This is a genomic window from Paraplanobispora takensis (assembly GCF_016863195.1).
Taxonomy (GTDB): Bacteria; Actinomycetota; Actinomycetes; order Streptosporangiales; family Streptosporangiaceae; genus Planobispora; species Planobispora takensis.
Window position 1 is genome coordinate 35412 of sequence record NZ_BOOK01000057.1, and the last position, 20667, is coordinate 56078.

Consider the following 20667-nt stretch of genomic DNA (forward strand, 5'->3'; position numbering starts at 1 on the left):
GACGACCATTAACCTGGGCGGATCGTGTCGTTCTCGAGGAGGAGATCGTCAATGTCGCCGGTTCTGGAGAGTACGGCCCGCGCCCTGTCGCACAGGGTCGCCGCCGAGCAGGCCGAGTCGCGCCTGCCGTCGCTGGCCGTGGCCGTGGTGCGCGACGGGCGGGTCGCCTGGTTCGGGGCGCGCGGCCTGGCCGGGGAGGCCGCGCCCACCCGCGCCACCCAGTACCGGATCGGCTCGATCACCAAGAGCATGGTCGCCGTCGTGATCATGCGGCTGCGCGACGAGGGGCGGCTGGACCTGCTCGACCCGATCGGCAAGCACATCCCCGGCACGCCCGTGGACGAGGTGACGATCGCCCAGCTGCTGTCGCACACCGGGGGGCTGACCGCCGAACCGCCCGGCCGGTGGTGGGAGCGCACGCCCGGCATGCCGTTCGAGGAACTGCTGGCGCTGCTGGGCCCGGAGACCTCCCGGCACCGGCCGGGGCGCCGCTTCCACTACTCCAACCTGGGCTTCGGTCTGCTGGGCGAGCTGGTGGCCCGCCAGCGCGGGACGGACTGGGCGCACGCCGTACAGCAGGAGATCCTGGCCCCGCTGGGCATGCGCGACACCACCACGCGCCCGCGCGCCCCGCACGCCACCGGCTACGCCGTGCACCCGTGGGCCGACGTGCTGCTGCCCGAGCCCGAACACGACGCGGTCGCCCTGGCCCCGGCCGGGCAGATCTGGTCCACCCCGGACGACCTGGCCCGGTGGGCGGCGTTCGTGGCCGGTGACACCGGCGGCGTGCTGGCCGAGGCCACCCTGGCGGAGATGCACGAGCCCGCGACCGTCGACGACGGTGACGCCTGGACCGGCGGGTACGGCCTGGGCCTGCAGCTGGCCAGGGCCGGCGGCCGCCGCCTGGCCGGGCACACCGGCTCCATGCCGGGCTTCCTGGCCACGGTCTGGGCCGACCCCGCCGACCGGGTGGGCGTGCTGTTCATGGCCAACTCCACCTCCGGGGTGCGCCGGACGCTGCTGACCGACCTGCTGGCCATCCTGGACGAGCACGAGCCGCGCCTGCCGGCCGAGTGGGCGCCCTCGGCCGTCGATCCGGAGCTGCTGGCGCTGACCGGGCCGTGGTACTGGGGGCCGGCCGCCTACGCGCTGCGGCTGCTGGGCGGCCGGGACCTGTCGCTGACCCCGATCGGCGGCACCGGGCGCGCCTCCCGCTTCTCGGCCCGGCCCGACGGCACCTGGCTGGGCCTGGACGGCTACTACGCCGGGGAGACGATGCGCCTGGTCCGCAACCCCGACGGCTCTCCCGGCCACCTGGACCTCAACACGTTCGTCTTCACCCGCACCCCCTACGACCCGCAGGCGGAGGTGCCCGGCGGCGTGGACCCGGACGGCTGGCGGGCCTGAGGCGGGCCATGCGGCCGGGCCCCGGACAGCCGAGCCACCCGGCCCGGAAGCCGGTCGCCCGAGTCATCCGGCCGGATCCGGGGAGCTCCTGCGGCCGGGCCCGGGGAGCCGAGTCACCCGGCCGGATCCGGGAAACCGGTCAGCTCGCTCACCAGGGCGGCCGGTGCGCCGCTCGGGGGACCGTGCAGCACCTCCACCCGGTGCACCACGCGCGGCGCGGCCAGCGGGACGCCGACGACGCCGGGTCCGGTGACGGGGCCCGGCGTGCCGGCGTGCGGCGCTCCCCCGGTGCCACCCTGTCCCGGCGTCCCCGGCGTCCCCGGCGTCCCCGGCGTCCCCGGCGTCCCCGGCGTCCCCGGCCGTTCCGGTTGCTCCGGCTGCTCCGCGTGGCCCGTCAGGGCGGAGACCGGCAGCAGGGCCAGACCGTGCCCGGCGGCGACCAGGGACGTCACCGTACGCAGATCGTGGCCGTCGTAGCGGAACACGCCCCGGAAGCCCTCCTGCCCGGCGGGCAGGCCCGCCACCTCGCGCAGCCGCTCCACCGCGACCGCGGCCGGGGCCCGCAGCCACAGCGCTCCGGCCAGGTCGGCCAGGTCCAGGCCCCGCCTGCGCGCCAGCGGGTGACCGGAGGGCAGGACGACCACCAGGGGCTCCTCGGCCACGCCGACGGCGGTCAAGGGGCCGACGTCGGGCAGGCGGAGCGGGTCGCTGGGCGCGGCGATCCCGTCGAGCAGCCCCACCTCGGCCGCGCCGGAGGCGACCTGCCGGGCGACGTCCCGGCGGCCCACAGTGCGCAGCGTCACCTCCAGGCGCGGCCCGCGCAGGCGGCGGGCGAGCGCGGGCGGGCAGGCCAGCGGGGAGGCCGCCACGACCAGCCGGCGCGGCGGTCCGGCCGCGGCGCGCAGCACGTCGGCGCGGGCCGCGCGATGGCGCAGCAGCAGCGGTTCGGCGTGCTCCAGCAGGCGCTGCCCGGCAGGGGTGGGCGCCACCGGGCGGCGGTGCAGCAGCGGCGTCCCCAGGTCCGCCTCCAAGGCCGCGACCTGCTGCGACACCGCCGACTGGGTGTAGCCGAGTTCTCCGGCCGCCGCGGAGAAGGAGCTCAGGCGGGCGACGGTGACGAACGTGCGCAGCAGATGCGGGTCCACGATGCATCAGTATCGCTTATCGATCCACCACTAATCATCGTTGGCGCTTACCTGGGCCCCGCCACCAGGATGAGGGACATGACCACCGCGACAGTCGCCCTGATCGGCGACCGATCCCCCAGCGTCCAGGCCCACACCCGCATCCCCGCCCTGCTGGCGGCGCTGCACGAGCGCGACGGGCTGACGCTGGACGCCTACTGGATCCCCACCACCGACGCCGGCGACCTCGCCGGGTTCGACGCGATCTGGATGCTGCCCGGCAGCCCCTACCGCAGTGAGGCCGGGGCGGTGAACGCCGCCCGCACCGCCCGCGAGCACGGCATCCCGTTCCTGGGCACCTGCGGCGGTTTCCAGCACACCATGCTGGAGTACGCCCGCAACGTCCTGGACCTGGCCGTGGCGCACGCCGAGAACGACCCGGACGCCGAGGACTTCCTGCTGGTGCCGCTGGAGTGCTCACTGGCCGGTCACGAGGACGAGGTACGGCTGACGCCCGGCTCGCTGGCCGAGCGGATCGTCGGGGCGGAGCGGACCATGGAGCGCTACTCCTGCAACTTCGGGCTCAACGCCGCCTACCTGCCGCGCCTGGAGGCGGGCGGGCTGCGCTTCACCGGCCGGGACGGGGCGGGAGCCGTACGGATCCTGGAACTGCCGGACCACCCGTTCTTCCTGGCCACGCTCTTCCAGCCCGAACTCGCCGGGGACGGCACCCGCCCCCACCCGATCATCGCCGCCTTCGCCGCGGCCGCCGTCGCCCACGCCGCACGGGTGCCGGTGTCCTGAGCCATGTGAGTGCCGGCGTCCTGTTGCTACACGGGTGCGGCACTCCGAGCCGGTCGGCCGCAGGGCCGGCGGACCGCCGGGCCCCGTCCGGCGGGCGGGGCTCAGCCGATCGCGCCGACGAAGCGCCGGGCCTCGTCCTCGGTCATCCCGGTCTCCCCGCGGACCAGCAGGACCGCCTGCTCGGTCCGCCCCGCCTCCTTGAGGCCGCGGACCCGGTCGGCCAGGTCGCCGCGGAGCGGGGCCGCGCCCTTGAGGGGCAGAGGCACTCCGCCCGCGGCCAGGTCCTCGACGTACCGCTTGGCCTCGGCGAGACCGAGACCGGTCTGCTCGCGGACGAGCTTGATCGCGTGGATCTTCTTGTTCCGCGCGATCAGCGCCTGCGCCCGCGCGTTCAGGTCGGCCGGGCTCAGGCGGGGCTGCGGCGGGCCCGCCGCCCGCCGCGCCGACCGGACCATTCCGATCACCGCCAGGACCACGATCGCGATGATCACTGCGATGATGAGGAGTTCCGTCCACCCGAGGCCGACCATGGCCTGATCCTATTATCCGGATCCGCCCGGAAAGCGACTCCATGCGGATTTTCAGTCCAGCGCCGTCCCGGGCCCCGCCTCCCCTCCCTCGGGAAGGTCGCGCATCGTCCGCAGCGGCGAGAGCATGATCGGCAGGAAGCTGACGGCGAGCACCGCCGCACCCGCCCACAGCGCGGCCCGCACGCCGGCCAGCTCGCCGATCAGCCCGGCCGCCGCGGCCCCGGCGGCCAGCGCCCCGGTGAGCAGGAAGCGCATCGTCGCGGTGACCCGGCCCAGCAGGTGCCCCGGGGTGATCCGCTGCCGGAAGCTCACCTTGATCACGTTGGAGACGCCGACCTTCCAGGTGACCGCCATCCAGCCGACCCCGGCCAGCCACATCCCCGCTCCGGTGTCCAGCAGCGGGATCAACGGCGTGAACGGCACGATCGCCACGCTGGTCAGCCAGACCGCGCGGCCGTCCCCGATCCGCCGCCCCAGCCGGTTGGCACTGGCCGAGCCGAGCATGAAGCCGACCCCGCCCATGGTCAGGAACACCCCCAGCCACACCGGCGACAGGCCCAGCTCCCGGACGAACAGCAGGGGGAGCATCGTCTGGATGATCTGGATCGCCAGGTTGGTCAGCGCCCCCTCGGCGGCGATGGCCCGCAGGATCGGGTGACGGGCGACCATTCGCACGCCCTCCCCGATGTCGCGCCGCAGGCTCGTCTCCCCGGTGCGCTCGGGGCGGGGCTCGACGCGGCTGATCCCGCGCAGGAACAGGGCCGACCACAGATAGCTCAGCGCGTCCAGCACGATCGCCACCGGGGCCGACAGCAGCTGGATGAGATAGCCGCCGATCGCACGGCCCGCGAGGTTGTCGGCCGCGTCCATGGTCACCAGCGCGGTGTTGGCGGCCGTCAGGCGGTCCGGGCCGACCAGGTGCGGCAGGTAGCTCTGGTCGGCCAGCTCGAAGAACAACGTGGCGACCCCGCAGACCAGCACCACCGCGCACAGGTGGGCGAAGGTGAGCACGTCCAGCCACCAGGCCAGCGGCACCGAGCCCAGCAGCATGGCCCGCGCCAGGTCCGTCACGACCATGACCGGCCGCCGCCGCATCCGGTCGACCCACGCCCCCGCCGGCAGGCCGATCAGCAGGTAGGCCACGGTGCTGAACATGGCCAGCACGCCCAGCTCGCCGGGAGTGGCCGCCAGCGCGGTGACGGCGGCCAGCGGGACGGCCAGGTCGCCGATCGAGGTGCCCAGCCGGCTCGCGGTCGCCGCGGCGAACAGTTTCCGGAAGTCGCGGTCGGCGAAGACCGACCGCTGCGGCGGCGCCGGTGCCGTGGACGTCGGCGCCGCGGCTGCCGGAGGTGTCGTGGATGTGGGGGGTGTGGGTGTCCCGGGTGTCGCCGTCATGGGCACGACCATGACGGCGCCCTTACGCTCTCTCCATTGATTCGGGCAGCGTCGAATCCATCGCGCCGGACCCACCGGCCCGCCGTACGGTGGGACCCGGCAAAGGGCCGGTCACGGCCGGGTCTGCGGCGCGGGAGCCGACGGCGCGGGGCTGGGCGGCGCGGAAGGAGGAGGCGTGCTGGAGCTGGGGTTCGGGCTCGCGGATCTGGCGTGCACCCGCTTCGCGTTCTCACCCCTGTGGGAGGTGGTCGCCAGCGTCAGGGTGCTCAAGAGCCCGCAGGAGCATCCCCTGCACCGGGCGTGGGTCGCGGCGGTACGGCCGCGGCTGGACGCCTCGGGCCTGGACTGGGGCATGCTGGCGGACCTGGTGCCGGTGCCGACCCGGGTGATCCCCGCCTTCGTCTGCCCGCCTCCGGTCACCACCTCCCCCGACCTGGAGGTGGAGCTGGCCACATTGCGCTCGACCCCGCCCGGGCACGTGGACGTCGGCGACAGCCCGCGCCTGGCCGTCCTGCGCGAGGACCCCGGGGCCGGGCTCGAACGGCTGGCCGGGGTGATCAGGGACTACTGGGCGATCACGCTGGCGCCGTACTGGCCCAGGATCCGCACCCTGCTGGAGGGCGACATCCTGTACCGCGCCCGGCAGCTCGCCGAGGGCGGAGCCGCCCGGCTCCTCAACGACCTCGACCCGGCCGTCAGCTGGCGCGACGACACCCTGTCCATCGTGCACCGGCACGTGTCGGGGGTCAGGGAGCTGGGCGGGCGGGGCCTGCTCCTGGTGCCCTCGGTGTTCGTCTGGCCGCGCCTGTTCTCGGTGACCGCCCCGCCCTGGCAGCCCACGCTGCGCTATTCGCCGCGCGGCGTGGCGACCCTGTGGGAGCGCCGCGGCTCCGGTGCGCCGCAGGCGCTGGCCGCCGTACTCGGCCGCTCGCGCGCCCTGATCCTGGCCGAGCTGGACGTGCCCGCCTCGACCACCGGGCTGAGCGGCGGCACCGGGATGTCGATGGGCGGGATCTCCGGGCACCTGACCGCCCTGCGTGACGCCGGTCTGGTCAACGCCCACCGCAGCGGCCGCCACGTGCTGTACTCACGCAGCGAGGCGGGGGAGGCGCTGCTCGCCGCGGCGCGTCCCTCCCCCGAAGGTCCGGCGGGCTGACAACGCCCGCCACCCGGCCCGGAGCGGGATCGGCGGCCGGACGGCCCGGCTCCGCGTGACGGCGTCGTAGCGACCGCGTCTCTCGCGAGGTGTCCGCCGGAGTGCCACGATCGGTATCCTCCATGGCCATCGGATGCCGTCACCGGTTCGGCTCCGACGGCCGAACGGGAAGAGGTGAGCGGTGTCCGATCTCGGTCGGCTGGAAGCGCGGGATCCGCAGCACGTCGGCGTCTACCGGCTGGCCGGCGTCCTGGGCGAGGGCGGCCAGGGCACGGTCTACCTGGGCCACGACCCCTCGGGGCGGCGGGTGGCCGTCAAGGTCCTGCACGCCCGGATGGCCGCCGAGGACGTCGTCCGGCAGCGGTTCGAGCGGGAGGCGGACCTGGCCCGCCGGGTGGCGGCGTTCTGCACCGCCCAGGTGCTGGCGGCGGGCGTCAGCGACGGGCGGCTCTATCTCGTCAGCGAGTACGTCCCCGGCCCGTCCCTCCAGCAGCTGGTCACCGCCGAGGGTCCCCGTGCCGGGGGCGGGCTGCACCGCCTGGCCGTGGCCACCGCGACCGCGCTGTCGGCCATCCACCGCACCGGGGTCGTGCACCGCGACTTCAAACCGGCCAATGTGATCATGGGACCGGAGGGTCCGGTGGTCATCGACTTCGGCATCGCGCGTGCGCTGGAGGCCGGCACGACCCGTTCGGCGCTGGTGGGCAGTCCCGGCTACATGGCCCCCGAGCAGCTGTCCGGCCATCCGGCCTCTCCGGCCTCCGACGTCTTCGCCTGGGCCGCCACCATGGTCTACGCCGCGACCGGTCGCCCGGCGTTCGCCGGGCAGCACCCGGCGGCGGTGATGGGCGCCGTCCTGAACAGCGCGCCGGACCTGTCCGGGGTCCCGGAGGGCCTGCGGCCGCTGCTGGCGTCGTGCCTGGCCAAGGATCCCGCCGCCCGGCCCGACGCGGCTCGGGTGCTCACCGCCCTGACCGGCGGCGGCGCCGGTGCCGCCCCGGCCGGCGGGAACGGTCCGCAGCCGGCCGCGTGGACGGCACCCGGAACGGCACCGGCCCCCACGCGGTGGCCGGCGTCCGCACAGGGATCGGCGTCCGGAACGGCACCGGTTCCCCCGCGGTGGCCGGCGTCCGCACCACCGGGTGCCGGGGGGCCGGGCGCCTCCACCGTCCCCCGGCCGGTTCCGGCCGGCGGGCAGAGCGGCGCGGCCGGTCCCGCCCGGCCGTACGGGACGGTGCGCAGTCTCGGCGTCGCGGCTCTCGTGTTCGGCGGGGCGCAGGTCGCGGTGATCTACGGTGGCGCCTTCGGCGACCTCAGCGAGACGGCCCTGCTGAAGCTCGCGCCACTGTGGATCTTCTGTCTCGCCTTCGGCGGCGGCGGGCTGCTGCTGCCGCGGCCCACCCTGCTCAAGGCCGGCGTCGTCGCCGTCACGGCCGTCCTCCTCGCGGTCGTCTTCTACTGGACGTTGTGGCCCCTGCTGTAGGGCGGCGGGAGAAGGAATGATCGTTGTCGGTGCGGCGCGGTACGGTCGTGCGGACCGAGAAAGGATGGCCCTGCGATCATGCGGCCCGCGGATCTGAATCGCCTCACCGTCCAGGAGTCTGCCGACCGTTACGTGGAGCTGGTGCGCGCCAGGACCTCCACCGGGGCGCTCTCGCCCGCCACCGCCGAGCTCTACTCGCGCGACGTGGCCACGTTCGTGGAACTGGCCGGCGCCGAGCGGGTGCTGGACGACCTGAACGGCGAGGACGTCGACGCGATCCTGCTGGCCTTCGCGCGCAAGCCCGACGGGCGGCGCAGGGCCGACTCCGACGGGCCGCGGCCGGTCCCCTCCCAGCCGGTGCAGTCGCCCTCCTCCCAGGCGCGCTTCCGCCGTTCGATCTCGGCGCTGTTCAAGCACGCGACACTGGCCGGCTGGGTGCAGGTCAACCCGATGACGGCCGCGACCGTCACGGCCCGGGAGCGCGGAGGGCTGCGCCCGGAGCGGCGGGCCCTGACCCGCGAGCAGGCCCAGGGACTGATCGGCGCGGCACGCAGCCTGGGCGAGACCGGCGCCGAGCCGCCCACCGCGCCCGGAGAGCGGGGGCGCAGGCGGCGCGACCAGCGCACCGAGCTGCGCGACGGGTTGATCGTGCTGCTGCTGTCGACTCTGGGCCCCCGGGTCTCCGAGCTGGTCAAGGCCAACGTCGAGGACTTCTACACCAACGACGGGGTGCGCTACTGGCGCATCTTCGGCAAGGGCGGCAGGACGCGCGACGTGCCGCTGCCCGGCGACGTCGCGCGGGTGCTGGAGGTCTACCTGCTCCACGGGCGGCCCGAGTCCCCGGACAAGGCGCTGCTGCTGTCGTGGCGGGGCAGGCGGCTGGCCCGCGGGGACGTGCAGGCGGTGATCGACCGGGTGCAGCGGCGGGTCGACCCCGACCGGCGGCGGTCGGTGACGCCCCACGGGCTGCGGCACACCACGGCCACGCACCTGTTGGCCGACGCGGTCGACATGGACGCGGTACGCCGGGTGCTGGGCCACAGCGACCTGGCGACGCTGGGCCGCTACCGCGACGAGCTGCCCGGAGAGCTGGAGGTGGCGATGCGCACCCACCCGCTGCTGCGCGGCGACCGCGGCGCGGGACCGGGCGAGGGCGCGACCGGATGATCCCGTCCGCTCCGGGAGTCCGGCGGCGATCCGGGCGAACCGGCCCGGAGGCCTGCCTCCCCGCAGGCGGTGGATCAGGTGAGACGACGTGGAGGCCAGCCTCCCCGTAGACGAGGGCTGGCCTGAATGCGGCTCGCCCGCCTGCTTGCCACGATGGCCTTCCACCCGATGTCCATCGGCGTAAGGCAGGAGCAGTCATGCGTACGCTTCGGAAAACCACACAGCTCACCGTCGCCGCAGCCGGCCTGGTCGCCGGTGTGCTCCTCGCTCCCGGGGCGGCCGCGGCGTCGGCCTCGTCGCCCGGGCCCGTCTACTGGTATCGGATCATCGCCGGGCACAGCAGCCAGTGCCTGGATGTGGCCCACGCCCACCGGCACAACGGGGCCAGGGTCGTCCAGGGCATCTGCGGAGGCCCGGGAGCCGGCTCCAACCAGCATTGGCGCATCCAGTACGCCAACGGCTCCGACGGCCCCGTCCGCATCGTGGTCCGGCACAGCGGCAAGTGCCTGGACGTGGCCGGTGCCAGCCGTGCGCACGCGGCCGACGTCGTCCAGGCCACCTGCTGGGGCCCGGCCGCCACCAGCCAGCTGTGGCGCTTCAAGTACGTCAAGAGCCTGGGGTCCCACGACTGGTACTGGATCGTCAACCAGAACAGCGGGAAGTGCCTGGATGTGGCCCACGGCTACATCAACCACGCGGCCAGGGTCGTCCAGGGCACCTGCGGAGGCCCGGGAGCCGGCTCCAACCAGCTGTGGCGGCGCCAGACGACCGCCGTCACCTGGACCGAGTCGGGACGTGGCTGAGGGGCGTCGTGACGGCCCGGCGGAGATCTGAGGACATCCGCCGAGAAGAAACCAGAAAAAACCCGTGAAGAAACCTCAGTACACCTCTCCGCCCGCCGAACAGAAGGACAGAGCGGACCATGGACGGAACCGCACGGGCCCGTCCGGGGAGGAAGATCATGGGCCTGCGCATCGACCAGAGCACCGGCGTGACGAACGCCCACCGGCGCCCGCCCGCCGAGGCCGACCGTCCGCCGGTGTCACCGGAGGTCGCGCCCGGTGACCCCCGCCCCGGCCGGTCGGTGAGCGAGATCGCGGAGTCCTCCCCCGGCGGCGATCGCCGTACCCGGGTCGGCGAGCTCAGGGCCGTCGTGCGCAGCGCCCAGGACGGCATCTCGGCCATCCAGACGGCGGAGGCGGCGCTCACCCAGGCCCACTCCGTCCTGCACCACATGCGCGGCCTTGCCTCCCGGGCCGCGGGCGGCGGGCAGGACGCCCGGGTCCAGCAGGCGGACGACCGCAGGTTCACCCAGCTCAAAAGGGAGCTCGACCGGATCTCCGCCGTCGTCTCCGGTACCGGTGAGTCGCTGGACGGCCTCTCCTCCCCGGCCCTGCGGACCGGGGACGGCATCGACTCCGCCGGCCGGCGGATCGGCGGCGGAGACGGCCTCGACGCGTTCTCCCTGGGGGTGGGGGCGGCCTCCCTGGTGGACGGCGCCGACCCCGGCGATCAGACGCTGAACGCCGCCGCCGCGCAGGCCGCGGTCACCTCCATCGACACGGCCCTGCAGGCGGTCTCGGACACCCGGGCGAGGCTCGGCGCCGCCCAGGACCGCTTCCAGCACGCCATCAGCGGCCTGAACCTGGTGATCGAGCAGCTGTCCGCCCCGGAGGCCCGCATCCGCGACGCCGCCACGGCCCGTCAGATGGCCGCCGTCATCCGCGACCGGATCGTCCCCCAGGCCGGCGCCGCGCTGCCCGCGCAGGCCAACCAGACGCCGCGGTCGGCGCTGAAGCTCGTGAGCTGACCGGCCCGGCCCTGCCCCGTCGCCCGGCGCGGCCCGTCCGGCGGGCCTCAAGCGGCGCGGTCGGCGGCGCTGATCTCGGCCAGGACGTCCAGCGAGACCCCCAGCACCTGGGCGAGCGCGGCGATGGTGAAGAAGGCCGGGGTGGGGACCCGCCCCGTCTCGATCTTGCGGAGGGTCTCGGCGGACAGGCCCGCGGCGGCGGCCACCTCGGCCATGCTCCGGGTTCCGCGCGCCTGGCGCAGGGTCGCCCCCAGGCGGTGCCCGCGTTCGCGGTCGACTTCGGTCAGCGGTGGTCTCACCATGCGCAGAATCCTAGCAACCGTGATAACAATACCGGTATAACTATTGCGAGAACGGAGTCCGCAGCATGGTGGAGATCAAAACCGCAGCCGAGATCGAGGCCATGGCCGAGGCAGGGAAGGTCGTGGCCACGGCGCTGGCCGCGGTGAGCGCGCAGGCCGCCGTCGGGGTGAGCCTGCTGGAACTCGACGAGGTCGCCAGGACCGTGATCGCCGAGGCCGGTGCCCGCTCGGCCTTCCTGCACTACAAGCCCGGCTTCGCGCCCACCCCCTTCCCCGCGGTGATCTGCGCCTCGGTCAACGAGGTGATCGTCCACGGCATCCCCGGCGACTACCGGTTGCGCGAGGGGGACCTGCTCAGCGTCGACTTCGGGGTCTATCTGGACGGCTGGGCGGCCGACGCCGCGGTCAGCCTCGTCGTCGGCGCCCCCCGGCCCGGGGACCTGGCGCTCATCGAGACCGCGCAGGCCGCGCTGGAGGCCGGGATCGCCGCCTGCGTGCCGGGCGGGCGACTGGGCGACGTCGGCCACGCGATCGCCGCCGCCGGGCGGGGCGCCGGGTACGGCATCCCCGAGGACTTCGGCGGCCACGGCATCGGCCGGGCCATGCACGAGGACCCGCACGTGCCCAACCACGGCCGCCCCGGCCGCGGCATGGCCCTGCGGCCCGGCCTGGTGCTGGCCATCGAGCCGATGTTCGCCGCCGGGGGCGGCGACGACTACGTGATCGCCGCCGACGGCTGGACCATGTCCACCGCCGACGGCAGCCGCGCCGCCCACGTGGAGCACACGGTGGCGATCACCGAGGACGGCCCGCGCGTGCTCACCCGCCTGTGAGCGCGCCGCCGTGACACCGGGTCACGAGGGTTCCTCCAGCCGGACCATCAGGTCGGTGACCAGCCGCTCGGGCGGCGTGGTCGCCGGGTCGGACAGATAGACCTCGCGGACGGGGCCGCGCACGGGATGCCCGCGCTCGGCGCACCAGGCGAAGAGCGCGTGGTAGGCGAGAGTGATCTGGTCGTACGGCCCGACGTGGGTGACGCGGGCGAAGTCTCCCCCGGGCAGCAGGTCCGCCACGATCCCGGGCGGCGGGTCCGGCGCCGTGGCCGGTGAGCCGGGGGCGGCGCGGGGCGTCTCCAGGGCGACCGCGACGGGAAGGGGCTCGTCGGGCTCGACGGGGAACAGGCCGATCAGCCGGGCGGGACCCGGACCGGGACCGCCGGAATCTCCGGGACCGCCGGGCACGGCCGCCGTCAGCCGCGCCACGCAGGCGGACACCGCCCGGCCGACGTCCCCCGTCGAGACCGCCACCTCCCGCGCCAGGACCACCCGGCGGACCGGTTCGGTGACGACGTCGACCGGCGCGCCGGGGATCCCCTCGGCCAGCACCCGCTCCAGCGTCGCCAGGGTACGGCGCCGCCGCGCCAGCTCGGCCTCCAGGTCGTCGCGGACCCGGCTCAGCGCCCGGGCGGCGGCCGTACCGGACAGCACCTCGCCGATCACGGTCAGCGGCACGTCCAGGGAGCGCAGCAACCCGATCGAGAGGGCGTCGCGCACCTGACCGGCCCGGTAGTAGCGGTATCCGGTGGCCGGGTCGACCCACGCCGGTTCCAGCAACCCCAGGTCGGCGTAGTTGCGCAGCTGCTTGACGCTGAGCCGGCACAGCCGCGCGAAGCGGCCGATCGCCATGAGGTCCCCGCCGGGCCCCCGTTCCAGGTCCTCGTTCACGCCACCAGCATGGACTCTCCCGGGGAGGGAGGGTCCACCGGCGGCAGTCCTCAGTTCCTCGCCTACCGCACCGATATGTGGTCAACGACTCATGGAGGAGGCGGCATGACCGCATTATGGACAGGCCTAAGGACAGGCCGAAGATGGCGTTCCCTGCTGGCCGTGTCGGCGGCCGCGGCGCTGCTGGGCCCCACCGCCGCGGCCAACGCCGCCGGCACGTTCGACGTGGCGCTCTACGGGGCGCGTTCGGGAGACGATCTCGACGACACCGCGGCGTTCGCCGCGGCCCTGAACGCGGCGGCGAACGCGGGCGGCGGCACGGTGCGGATGTCCTCCGGCACGTATCTGGTACGGCCGGACCGGCTCAGCGTCGGCCCCGGGGTGACCCTCTACACCTCCGCCGGGGTGCTCAAGCCCTTCGAGCACGGGTTCTCCCTGCTCACGGTGCGCGGCGGCGGCACCGTCAGCGGCGTGACCGTCGACGGCCAGGACATGGTCGTGCGGGGCATCACGGTGGCCGTGGGAGCCACCGGCGTCAACCTGACCGGCGTGAAGGTCCGCTCCATCGCCCAGCCCCGCGACCCCTCCGCCACCGGCTACGCCCTGAACGCCTCGCAGTCACCGGCGGGCATCCACATCTCCGGCGACGCCAACAACGTGGTGCTCGACCAGGTCACCGTCGACGGGGTCCGGGCCACGGCCACCGCCAGCCCGAACGTGCAGTTCACCGGCGCCTTCGAGGGCGCCAGCCCGACGGGCGGATGGCGGCGGCACAACGCCAACGACTACTACCTGCAGGAGAACCCGCGGCCGTCACCGTGGGCCTGGAGGGCGGTGACCTCGCCGGTCCGCTCTGGCACCCAGGCGCTCCGCAGCGAGCTGCGCATCGAGGACCGGCCGGTGTACGGCGGATCCCGCTCGGAGGTGCTGCTGAACCCCGAGAGCCCCCGCGAGGAGCACTGGTACGGCTTCAGCATCCTGCTGCCGAAGGGCGGAGACGAGGACTACGGCCCGGACCGGTCGGCGGAGGTCGTCGCCCAGTGGCACAGCAGCCCCGACACGTGGGAGCAGAATGAGAGCATCTCCCCGCCGCTGGCGCTGTACACGGTCAACGGCACCTGGGAGATCCGGCGCCTGTGGGACCACCGCGAGTGGTCCAGCAACGCCAGCATGGCGGCCGCGGGCCAGCGCGAGACGACCTCTCTCGGCTCCTACGAGGCCGACAAGGGGCAGTGGACGGACTGGGCCTTCCACGTCCGGTGGGGATGGCTGGCCGAGCACAGGCCGCTGCTGGAGATCTACAAGAACCGGCAGCTGGTGTACCGGACGACCGGGCCGAACACGACCAACGACGTCGTCGGCAACTACTTCAAGATGGGCCTGTACAAGTGGGACTGGTCCGACGGCCGGGCCTCCGACACCACCCGCAGGGTGATCTACCACGACGAGTACCGGGTGGACGACGCCTCCGGCAGCCTGGACACCGTCTCCCCGCCCGTCCCGCCGCTGCCGCCCGGCGCCTGGCCGTACCCGGTCGCCCGCGGGGTGCTCATCTCCTCGGGGCCCGGCCAGACGATCCCGCGCAACGTCACGATCCGAGCCTCGACGTTCCGCAACGTCGGGCCGAAGGACGACGGCGACTGCGTCGTCATCCAGGGCAACGGCGCCGACGCCGAGCCGGACGCCAACCTGACGCTCTTCGGCAACACGTTCACCGGCTGCGCCAAGCGGGCCGTGAAGATCCAGGTGAACGGGGTGACGATGATCAGCAACCGCATCGACAACCCGTTCCTGGGCACCAACCCCTACGTCCTGCGCCCCGCCGGCATCGACACCACGGACATGTTCTCCGCCATCTCGGTGTACGGCTCCCGGGTGAAGATCGCCAGCAACCAGCTGAGCGGCGTCGGCAGCTCCTACGCGGCCGTCGACATCGGCACGGGCCCCGGTGACCCGCCGCTGGAGAACGTGGAGCTGACCGGCAACCAGATCGCCAACGGCGCCGCCTCCCGGCTCGGCCCGGCCAGCCTCATCCGGTTGCACTCCGCGGTCCGGCGGCTGACGGTGCAGAACAACGTGATGCAGTACGGCTCCTGGGGGATGCGCTGCGACGTGCTGCCCGAGCAGCCCGTATACAGCGCGAACACGGTCTCGAGCGTGACCACCCCCTACCAGGGCTGCCTGCCGGCGCCCGCGGTGGGTTCGGCGAACGCGCTGAGCCACCTCGGGGGCGACCCGCTGACCGTGACCGGGACGGGTTTCGGGGCCACCCTGGAGGCGTTCCGCGCGGCCCAGATCACCGCGAAGGTCGCCGGCGTCTCCACCGCGGTGACGTGGGTGAACGACACGACCCTGCGGGTGACGACGCCGGCCGGCGCACTCGGTACACAGCCGTCGGTCACGCTGGCCCGCGGCGGGGTGACCGCCCCGGCGGTGCCGGCGCCCGGACGGTACGCGGCGACCGTGACCTCGCCCTCCGCCACCGCCGTACGGCTCTCCGGCGGTGTCAGCGTGAACCTCCAGGGCATCGGGTTCCGCGACTCCACCGGGTGGGTGATCAGAGGTGCCGCGACCGTGCAGCTGCCCCGGGTCGCCACGCTGACGGAGCTGTCGGGTGTCCCGGCCGGTGTCGTCGTGCTCGGCGACACCTCGGCGGTCGTCAAGCTGCCCCCGGCGCCGGACACCACCGGCGACGGCCTTCCCGACCCCGGTGCTTACACACCGGCATTCACTCCCGCGGGCGGCGTGCCGTACCTCATGCCCGCGAATGTGAGGTTCACCTACTCCTGAGGGCCGACCGGCGCTGACCCCGCCGGTCGGCTTGACCCTCACGTAACGGCAGGCTCCACTCTGGAGCGCGTAAGGGAGAGGGGGAGGCCATGGGCCATTCCGTCGGGCAGGTGGCCCGTCTCGCCGGGGTGACGGTGCGCACGCTGCACCACTACGACGAGATCGGGCTGCTGTCGCCCGGGCAGCGCACGGCGTCGGGCTACCGGCGCTACACCGACGCCGACCTGGAACGGCTGCAGCACGTGCTGTTCTACCGGGAGCTCGGCTTCCCCCTCGAGGAGATCGCGGTCATCCTCGACGAACCGGGCAGCGACACGCTGACGCACCTGCGGCGCCAGCACGAGCTGCTCAGCCGGCGCATCGGCCGGTTGCGGGAGATGACCGCGGCGATCGAACGCGCCATGGAGGCGAACACGATGGGGATATCACTGACGCCCGAGGAGCGCTTCGAGCTCTTCGGTGACTTCCGGCCGGAGGAGCACGAGGCCGAGGCCGGGGAGCTCTGGGGCGGAACCGAGGCCTTCGAGCAGTCGCGGCGCCGCATGGCGAAGATGACCAAGGACGACTGGGCGCGCTTCACCGCCGAGGCCGCCCGGACGACCGAGGGCTTCGCCAAGGCGTTCACCGACGGGCTGCCCGCCGACGGCGAGGTGGCCATGGGCCTGGCCGAGGAGCACCGGGCGCACATCACCCGCTGGTGCTACGACTGCTCCTACGAGATCCACCGCGGCCTGGGTGAGATGTACGTGGCCGACCCGCGCTTCGCGGCCAACTACGAGCCGCTCGCGCCGGGCCTGACGCGCTACATCCGCGACGCCTTCCACGCCAACGCCGACCGCGCCGGGTCCTGAGGCCCGGCCCGGCCGCGACGGTGCCGGGCACCCCGCCGACGGGGTGCCCGTCCTGTCCGGCCACGGACCCCCGCCCACCGGCTGGTTATCCTCGAAAGGACGGTCGGTCACGGGACACGAGGGGATGATCCATGACAGAGCGCAAGCCGGTCGGGGTGAGCTTCGAGACCTGGATCGACCGGCAGATCCGTGAAGCCGCCGAGCGCGGGGAGTTCGACGACCTCCCGGGGGCGGGCAAGCCTCTGCCCGACCAGGGCGGGCCGGACGACGACATGTGGTGGATCAGGCAGAAGATGCAGGCGGAGAACCTGTCGTTCCCGCTGCCGGGCACGCTCGCACTGCGCAAGGACGCCGAGGACTCCCGGGCCGCGGCGCTCCGGGCGCGCACGGAGGCCGAGGCGCGCAGGATCATCGAGGAGCTCAACGGCAGGATCCGCGAGGGCCACGGCAAGCCCCTGTCCGGCCCGCCGGTCTTCCAGCCGCTGCTGGAGGTGGAGGAGGTCCTGGCCGGATGGCGGGCCGCCCATCCCGTCGAGGAGGCGCCCGCCGAGCCGCAGGCGCCCGCCGTACCGCCCCGCCGGCGGAGCTCCCTGCTGAGGTGGATCAGGCGCGGCTGAGGAACCGCGGCGGCCCCGGTCACCCTACCGGCGCGGCCGCCCGCCCTCCCGTCCGGGACCCCGGCGGCCACCGCCTACCCTGGGAAGCCGTTTCCCCGAGGTCCGTGAAGGAAGGGTGGTCCCCTCGTGCCCACCGCACTGCGTCTGTTCCGTTACGTCGCGATCGCCGAGGCGTGCTCGTGGGCCGGACTGCTCATCGGCATGTACTTCAAGTACATCGCCGCCACCGGCGAACTCGGCGTGAAGATCTTCGGCCCGATCCACGGCGCGCTGTTCGTGCTGTACGTCGCCGGGGTGCTCGCCGCCGCCCGCACCGCCGGGTGGAGCCGGGGCACGATCGTGCTCGGTCTGGCGTGCTCGGTGCCCCCGTTCACCTCGTTGTGGTTCGAGCGGCGCATGCTGTCCCGCTTCCGCGAGCCCGTCGCCGCCTGAAGCGGGTGAGTCCCGGCGCCGAGGGCGGGGTACGGCGGCGCCGATCGCCGGGCCCGTCTCCCACGCCCGGCCGAACCGTACGCGGGAGACGGACTCCTACCGGGCCGGGACCCGCCGGTCAGCTCGCGAAGTCGGCGTGCATGCCGGGCTCGTAGGAACCTCCCTTCTGGTGCACGATCACGGCGAGCCGGTTGGCCGCGTTGATCAGGGCGACCAGGGAGACCAGCGCGGCGGTCTGGTCGTCGTCGTAGTGCTTGCGTACCCGCGCCCAGGTCTCGTCGGACACGCCGTGGTGGGCGTCGGCGAGCCGGGTGCCCTCCTCGGCGAGCGCCAGCGCGGCCTGCTCGGCCTCGGTGAACACGGTGGACTCGCGCCAGGCGGCGACCAGGTGGAGGCGGACCGCGCTCTCACCGGCGGCCGCGGCCTCCTTGGTGTGCATGTCGATGCAGTGTCCGCAGCCGTTGATCTGGCTGGCGCGCAGCGACACCAGTTCCTGCGTGGACTTCGGCAGCGGTGACTGGACGATCACCAGGGCGGCGTTGGCGAACCGCTTGGCGAACCTCAGGGCGATCTCGTTGTCGAACAGGTTGAATCGGGCGTCCATGACTTCCGTCCTCGCTTCCGGTGATGTCTCGTGGTGGTGCACTGGACGAACACGAGATGCCGGTGACCCGCCCCGCGTGACAGGACGGCGATGTGAGGTACGTCACCGGTCGCGGATGTCACACGGCCGTACGGCCCGGCGTCTCGTGCGCGTGACACCGTTGAGGGCGGACAGGGAGGAGCAGCCGGTGAAGAGCGGGCGCGCACAGGACACGGCCGGCCGGCTCACCGGCGGCGCGCACACGGGCCCGGCCGCCGGCGCACGCACGGACCCCGCCACCGAGGCGTTCGTCGCCCATCGCAACCTGCTGTTCACCGTCGCCTACGAGATGCTCGGCTCGGCCGCCGACGCCGAGGACGTCCTGCAGGAGACCTGGCTGCGGTGGACGGGCGTCGATCTCGGCACGGTGCGCGACCGTCGTGCGTACCTGGTCCGGATCACCACCCGCCAGGCACTCACCCGGCTGCGCACGCTCGGCCGCCGCAAGGAGTCCTACGTCGGCCCCTGGCTGCCCGAGCCGCTGCTCACCACGCCCGACGTGGCCGAGGACGTCGAGCTGGCCGACAGCGTCTCGATGGCGATGCTGCTGGTGCTGGAGACGCTCACGCCGACCGAGCGGGCGGTGTTCGTGCTGCGCGAGGTTTTCGACCTGGGATACGACGAGATCGCCGAAGCCGTCGGCAAGAACCCGGCCGCGGTCCGCCAGGTCGCGCATCGGGCGCGGGAGCACGTCGCGGCGCGCCGGCCGCGCGGGCCGGTGTCCCCGGCCGAGACCCGGGACGCGCTCGACGCGTTCCGGCGCGCGGCCGAGACGGGCGATCTGCAGGGCCTGCTCGACGTCCTCGCGCCGGACGTCGTCCTGCTGAGCGACGGCGGCGGGGTCAAGCAGGCCGTCCTGCGGCCCGTCGCGGGGGCCGGCAAGGTGGCCCGCCTGCTGATCGCCGGACTGGACAGGATCGCCGCCGCGGGGTCACTGCGACCGGCACAGGTCAACGGCCACCCGGCGCTGGTCCTCCGCCTCGACGGCGAGCTCGACACCGTCGTGGCGGTGCGCGTCGACGACGGCCTCATCACCGGGCTCTACGCCGTGCGCAACCCCGAGAAACTGTCGCACATGCGGTGTGAGACCGTCCTGCGCCGCTGAGCCCGGAGCCCTCGGGCACGGACGCGGCCCTCACCCCGGTGACGCCCCGGCACGGCCCGCAGCGCCGCCGCGTCAGGGCCTGCGCGCGTTCGTGAGCCACCGCAGCAGCCACTCGGCCGGGCCGTAACGGTGGCGGCTCAGCCACAGGCGGCTGTATCCGGACTGGAACAGGAAGATCCCGACGGCGATCGCCACCACGGTCAGCGGGCTGAGCCGGTCCACCAGGCCCAGCCCGTAACCGGTGAACACCATCGAGCAGATCAGCGACTGGCCGAGGTAGTTGCTCAGCGCCATCCGCCCCGGCGGCACGAGCGCGCCCGTCAGCCGCGGCGCCCGGGGCAGCAGCCGCAGCAGCGTCGCGGCGTAGGCGGCGGCCAGCAGCGGCGCGGTGAGCAGGTCCACCGCCTGGCCGGCCATGTGGTAGGCGCCGTGGTGGACGCCGCCGCCCGACCAGGTCGAGTGCGCGTACAGCAGCGCCCCGGCCAGGCCCACGGGGAAGCCCACCCGCTGGATCCTCCCGAGCACGGCGGTGTGCCCCGAGACGTCGGCGAGCGCCCGGTGCCTGCCGACGGCCAGCCCGACCAGGCAGGCGGCCAGGACGGCGGGCCCCTGGAAGAGCACCCGGAGTATGACGATCTTCCCCAGCTCGTGCATGTGCTCGGCGATGATCGCCGTCGCCGGGCCGCCGAGGGCCCGGTCGGTACGCGCCGCCTCGGCCGCGCCTCCCGCCACCGTCCCTGAGGCGTCGGCGCCGAGCAGGGCCAGCGCGCTCAGCAGGAGCAGGCCCATCGCGAGCAGCGCGGTCAGCGCGAGGGCGCAGGCCATCGCCGCGCGGGGGGACAGCCGCCGGGCCGCCAGCAGGACCAGTCCGACGACGGAGTAGGTGACCAGGATGTCGCCGGGGAACAGCAGCACCGCGTGGGCGACGCCGAGCAGCAGCAGCCCGGCCAGCCGCCGCAGGAACCGCGGGACGAACGCCTTGCCCGACCTGGCGGCCGAGTCGATCTGGAGGGTGAAGCTGTAGCCGAACAGGAAGGAGAAGAGCAGATAGAACTTGTTCTCGAACAGGACCGTGACGGTCCAGCGGACCTCCCAGTCCAGCGGCGCGGAGAACCGGGGCTCGGCCAGACCGGCCATGCGGTAACCCGAGGCCAGGTAGGCGATGTTGACCACCACGATGCCCAGCAGTGCGAACCCCCGCAGGGCGTCGACCGCGGCGATCCGGCCTGCCGGCTCGCCGGACACCGGGACGGCCGCCCCCGGCCCCCGGTGTTTCCCCTGAAGCATCGCGCCCCCTCGTCTGCACCCGGGAAGAGCAGCGATCATC

At 74.0% G+C, this 20667-nt stretch carries 20 protein-coding genes; 13 read left to right on the top strand and 7 right to left on the bottom strand.

What is annotated here, in order from left to right:
* Positions 1 to 51: 51 nt before the first annotated feature.
* Positions 52 to 1407 (top strand): serine hydrolase domain-containing protein, encoded by a 1356-nt coding sequence (locus Pta02_RS34045; RefSeq protein ID WP_203879115.1) that lies wholly within the window; start codon positions 52 to 54, stop codon positions 1405 to 1407.
* A gap of 113 nt (positions 1408 to 1520) precedes the next feature.
* On the opposite strand, the gene Pta02_RS34050 is transcribed toward Pta02_RS34045, so the two are convergent.
* On the bottom strand, positions 1521 to 2552 hold the full coding sequence (locus Pta02_RS34050; protein WP_203879116.1) for a LysR family transcriptional regulator: 1032 nt from the start codon (positions 2550 to 2552) through the stop codon (positions 1521 to 1523).
* 78 nt (positions 2553 to 2630) lie between these two features.
* Here Pta02_RS34050 and Pta02_RS34055 point away from each other — a divergent pair, with 78 nt between their 5' ends.
* Complete coding sequence (locus Pta02_RS34055) at positions 2631 to 3335, top strand: CTP synthase C-terminal region-related (seleno)protein (RefSeq protein WP_203879117.1); 705 nt, start codon at positions 2631 to 2633, stop codon at positions 3333 to 3335.
* A 101-nt stretch (positions 3336 to 3436) separates the two neighbouring features.
* Here Pta02_RS34055 and Pta02_RS34060 read toward each other — a convergent pair whose 3' ends face one another.
* Entirely contained in the window at positions 3437 to 3865 is a 429-nt protein-coding gene (locus tag Pta02_RS34060) for a ribosomal protein L7/L12 (protein ID WP_203879118.1), read from the bottom strand.
* A gap of 51 nt (positions 3866 to 3916) precedes the next feature.
* Positions 3917 to 5260 carry an MFS transporter gene (locus Pta02_RS34065; protein ID WP_203879119.1) on the bottom strand — a complete coding sequence of 448 codons (1344 nt, stop codon included), beginning with the start codon at positions 5258 to 5260 and terminating at the stop codon, positions 3917 to 3919.
* A 175-nt stretch (positions 5261 to 5435) separates the two neighbouring features.
* Here Pta02_RS34065 and Pta02_RS34070 point away from each other — a divergent pair, with 175 nt between their 5' ends.
* The 5 genes from Pta02_RS34070 (at position 5436) to Pta02_RS34090 (ending at position 10876) form a co-directional block, all read left to right on the top strand.
* The gene (locus Pta02_RS34070) at positions 5436 to 6416 is read left to right on the top strand and encodes a DUF5937 family protein (protein ID WP_203879120.1); all 981 of its coding nucleotides are present in this window, start codon (positions 5436 to 5438) and stop codon (positions 6414 to 6416) included.
* Positions 6417 to 6597: 181 nt separating this feature from the next.
* On the top strand, positions 6598 to 7899 hold the full coding sequence (locus Pta02_RS34075; RefSeq protein ID WP_203879121.1) for a serine/threonine-protein kinase: 1302 nt from the start codon (positions 6598 to 6600) through the stop codon (positions 7897 to 7899).
* Positions 7900 to 7977: 78 nt separating this feature from the next.
* On the top strand, positions 7978 to 9066 hold the full coding sequence (locus Pta02_RS34080) for a tyrosine-type recombinase/integrase (protein WP_203879122.1): 1089 nt from the start codon (positions 7978 to 7980) through the stop codon (positions 9064 to 9066).
* 197 nt (positions 9067 to 9263) lie between these two features.
* Positions 9264 to 9869 carry an RICIN domain-containing protein gene (locus tag Pta02_RS34085; protein WP_203879123.1) on the top strand — a complete coding sequence of 202 codons (606 nt, stop codon included), beginning with the start codon at positions 9264 to 9266 and terminating at the stop codon, positions 9867 to 9869.
* A 119-nt stretch (positions 9870 to 9988) separates the two neighbouring features.
* The gene (locus Pta02_RS34090; RefSeq protein WP_203879124.1) at positions 9989 to 10876 is read left to right on the top strand and encodes a flagellin; all 888 of its coding nucleotides are present in this window, start codon (positions 9989 to 9991) and stop codon (positions 10874 to 10876) included.
* A gap of 47 nt (positions 10877 to 10923) precedes the next feature.
* Here the strand turns inward: Pta02_RS34090 and Pta02_RS34095 are convergent, their stop codons facing one another.
* The gene (locus Pta02_RS34095; protein ID WP_203879125.1) at positions 10924 to 11178 is read right to left on the bottom strand and encodes a helix-turn-helix domain-containing protein; all 255 of its coding nucleotides are present in this window, start codon (positions 11176 to 11178) and stop codon (positions 10924 to 10926) included.
* A 65-nt stretch (positions 11179 to 11243) separates the two neighbouring features.
* Here Pta02_RS34095 and map point away from each other — a divergent pair, with 65 nt between their 5' ends.
* A complete protein-coding gene (gene map / locus Pta02_RS34100) occupies positions 11244 to 12011 on the top strand; it encodes a type I methionyl aminopeptidase (protein ID WP_203879126.1) in 768 nt (255 codons plus the stop codon).
* Between the two features lie 21 nt (positions 12012 to 12032).
* On the opposite strand, the gene Pta02_RS34105 is transcribed toward map, so the two are convergent.
* Positions 12033 to 12902, bottom strand: coding sequence for a MerR family transcriptional regulator (locus Pta02_RS34105; RefSeq protein ID WP_239131444.1), 870 nt, complete (start codon positions 12900 to 12902; stop codon positions 12033 to 12035).
* Positions 12903 to 13064: 162 nt separating this feature from the next.
* On the opposite strand from Pta02_RS34105, the gene Pta02_RS34110 reads away from it, so the two are divergent.
* The 4 genes from Pta02_RS34110 to Pta02_RS34125 all read left to right on the top strand — a co-directional run bounded on the left by Pta02_RS34110 (position 13065) and on the right by Pta02_RS34125 (position 17592).
* Positions 13065 to 15692 carry a heparin lyase I family protein gene (locus Pta02_RS34110; RefSeq protein ID WP_203879127.1) on the top strand — a complete coding sequence of 876 codons (2628 nt, stop codon included), beginning with the start codon at positions 13065 to 13067 and terminating at the stop codon, positions 15690 to 15692.
* 89 nt (positions 15693 to 15781) lie between these two features.
* Positions 15782 to 16543, top strand: a complete 762-nt coding sequence (locus Pta02_RS34115; protein WP_203879128.1) for a MerR family transcriptional regulator — start codon at positions 15782 to 15784, stop codon at positions 16541 to 16543.
* Between the two features lie 131 nt (positions 16544 to 16674).
* A complete protein-coding gene (locus tag Pta02_RS34120) occupies positions 16675 to 17160 on the top strand; it encodes a DnaJ family domain-containing protein (protein ID WP_203879129.1) in 486 nt (161 codons plus the stop codon).
* Between the two features lie 126 nt (positions 17161 to 17286).
* Entirely contained in the window at positions 17287 to 17592 is a 306-nt protein-coding gene (locus tag Pta02_RS34125; protein WP_203879130.1) for a DUF3817 domain-containing protein, read from the top strand.
* Positions 17593 to 17710: 118 nt separating this feature from the next.
* Here Pta02_RS34125 and Pta02_RS34130 read toward each other — a convergent pair whose 3' ends face one another.
* Complete coding sequence (locus Pta02_RS34130) at positions 17711 to 18196, bottom strand: carboxymuconolactone decarboxylase family protein (protein WP_203879131.1); 486 nt, start codon at positions 18194 to 18196, stop codon at positions 17711 to 17713.
* Between the two features lie 187 nt (positions 18197 to 18383).
* Between Pta02_RS34130 and Pta02_RS34135 the strand changes: the two genes are divergently transcribed.
* Positions 18384 to 19340 (top strand): RNA polymerase sigma-70 factor, encoded by a 957-nt coding sequence (locus Pta02_RS34135; RefSeq protein ID WP_275423638.1) that lies wholly within the window; start codon positions 18384 to 18386, stop codon positions 19338 to 19340.
* Between the two features lie 72 nt (positions 19341 to 19412).
* Here the strand turns inward: Pta02_RS34135 and Pta02_RS34140 are convergent, their stop codons facing one another.
* Positions 19413 to 20627 carry a DUF418 domain-containing protein gene (locus Pta02_RS34140; RefSeq protein WP_203879133.1) on the bottom strand — a complete coding sequence of 405 codons (1215 nt, stop codon included), beginning with the start codon at positions 20625 to 20627 and terminating at the stop codon, positions 19413 to 19415.
* Between the last annotated feature and the right edge of the window lie 40 nt (positions 20628 to 20667).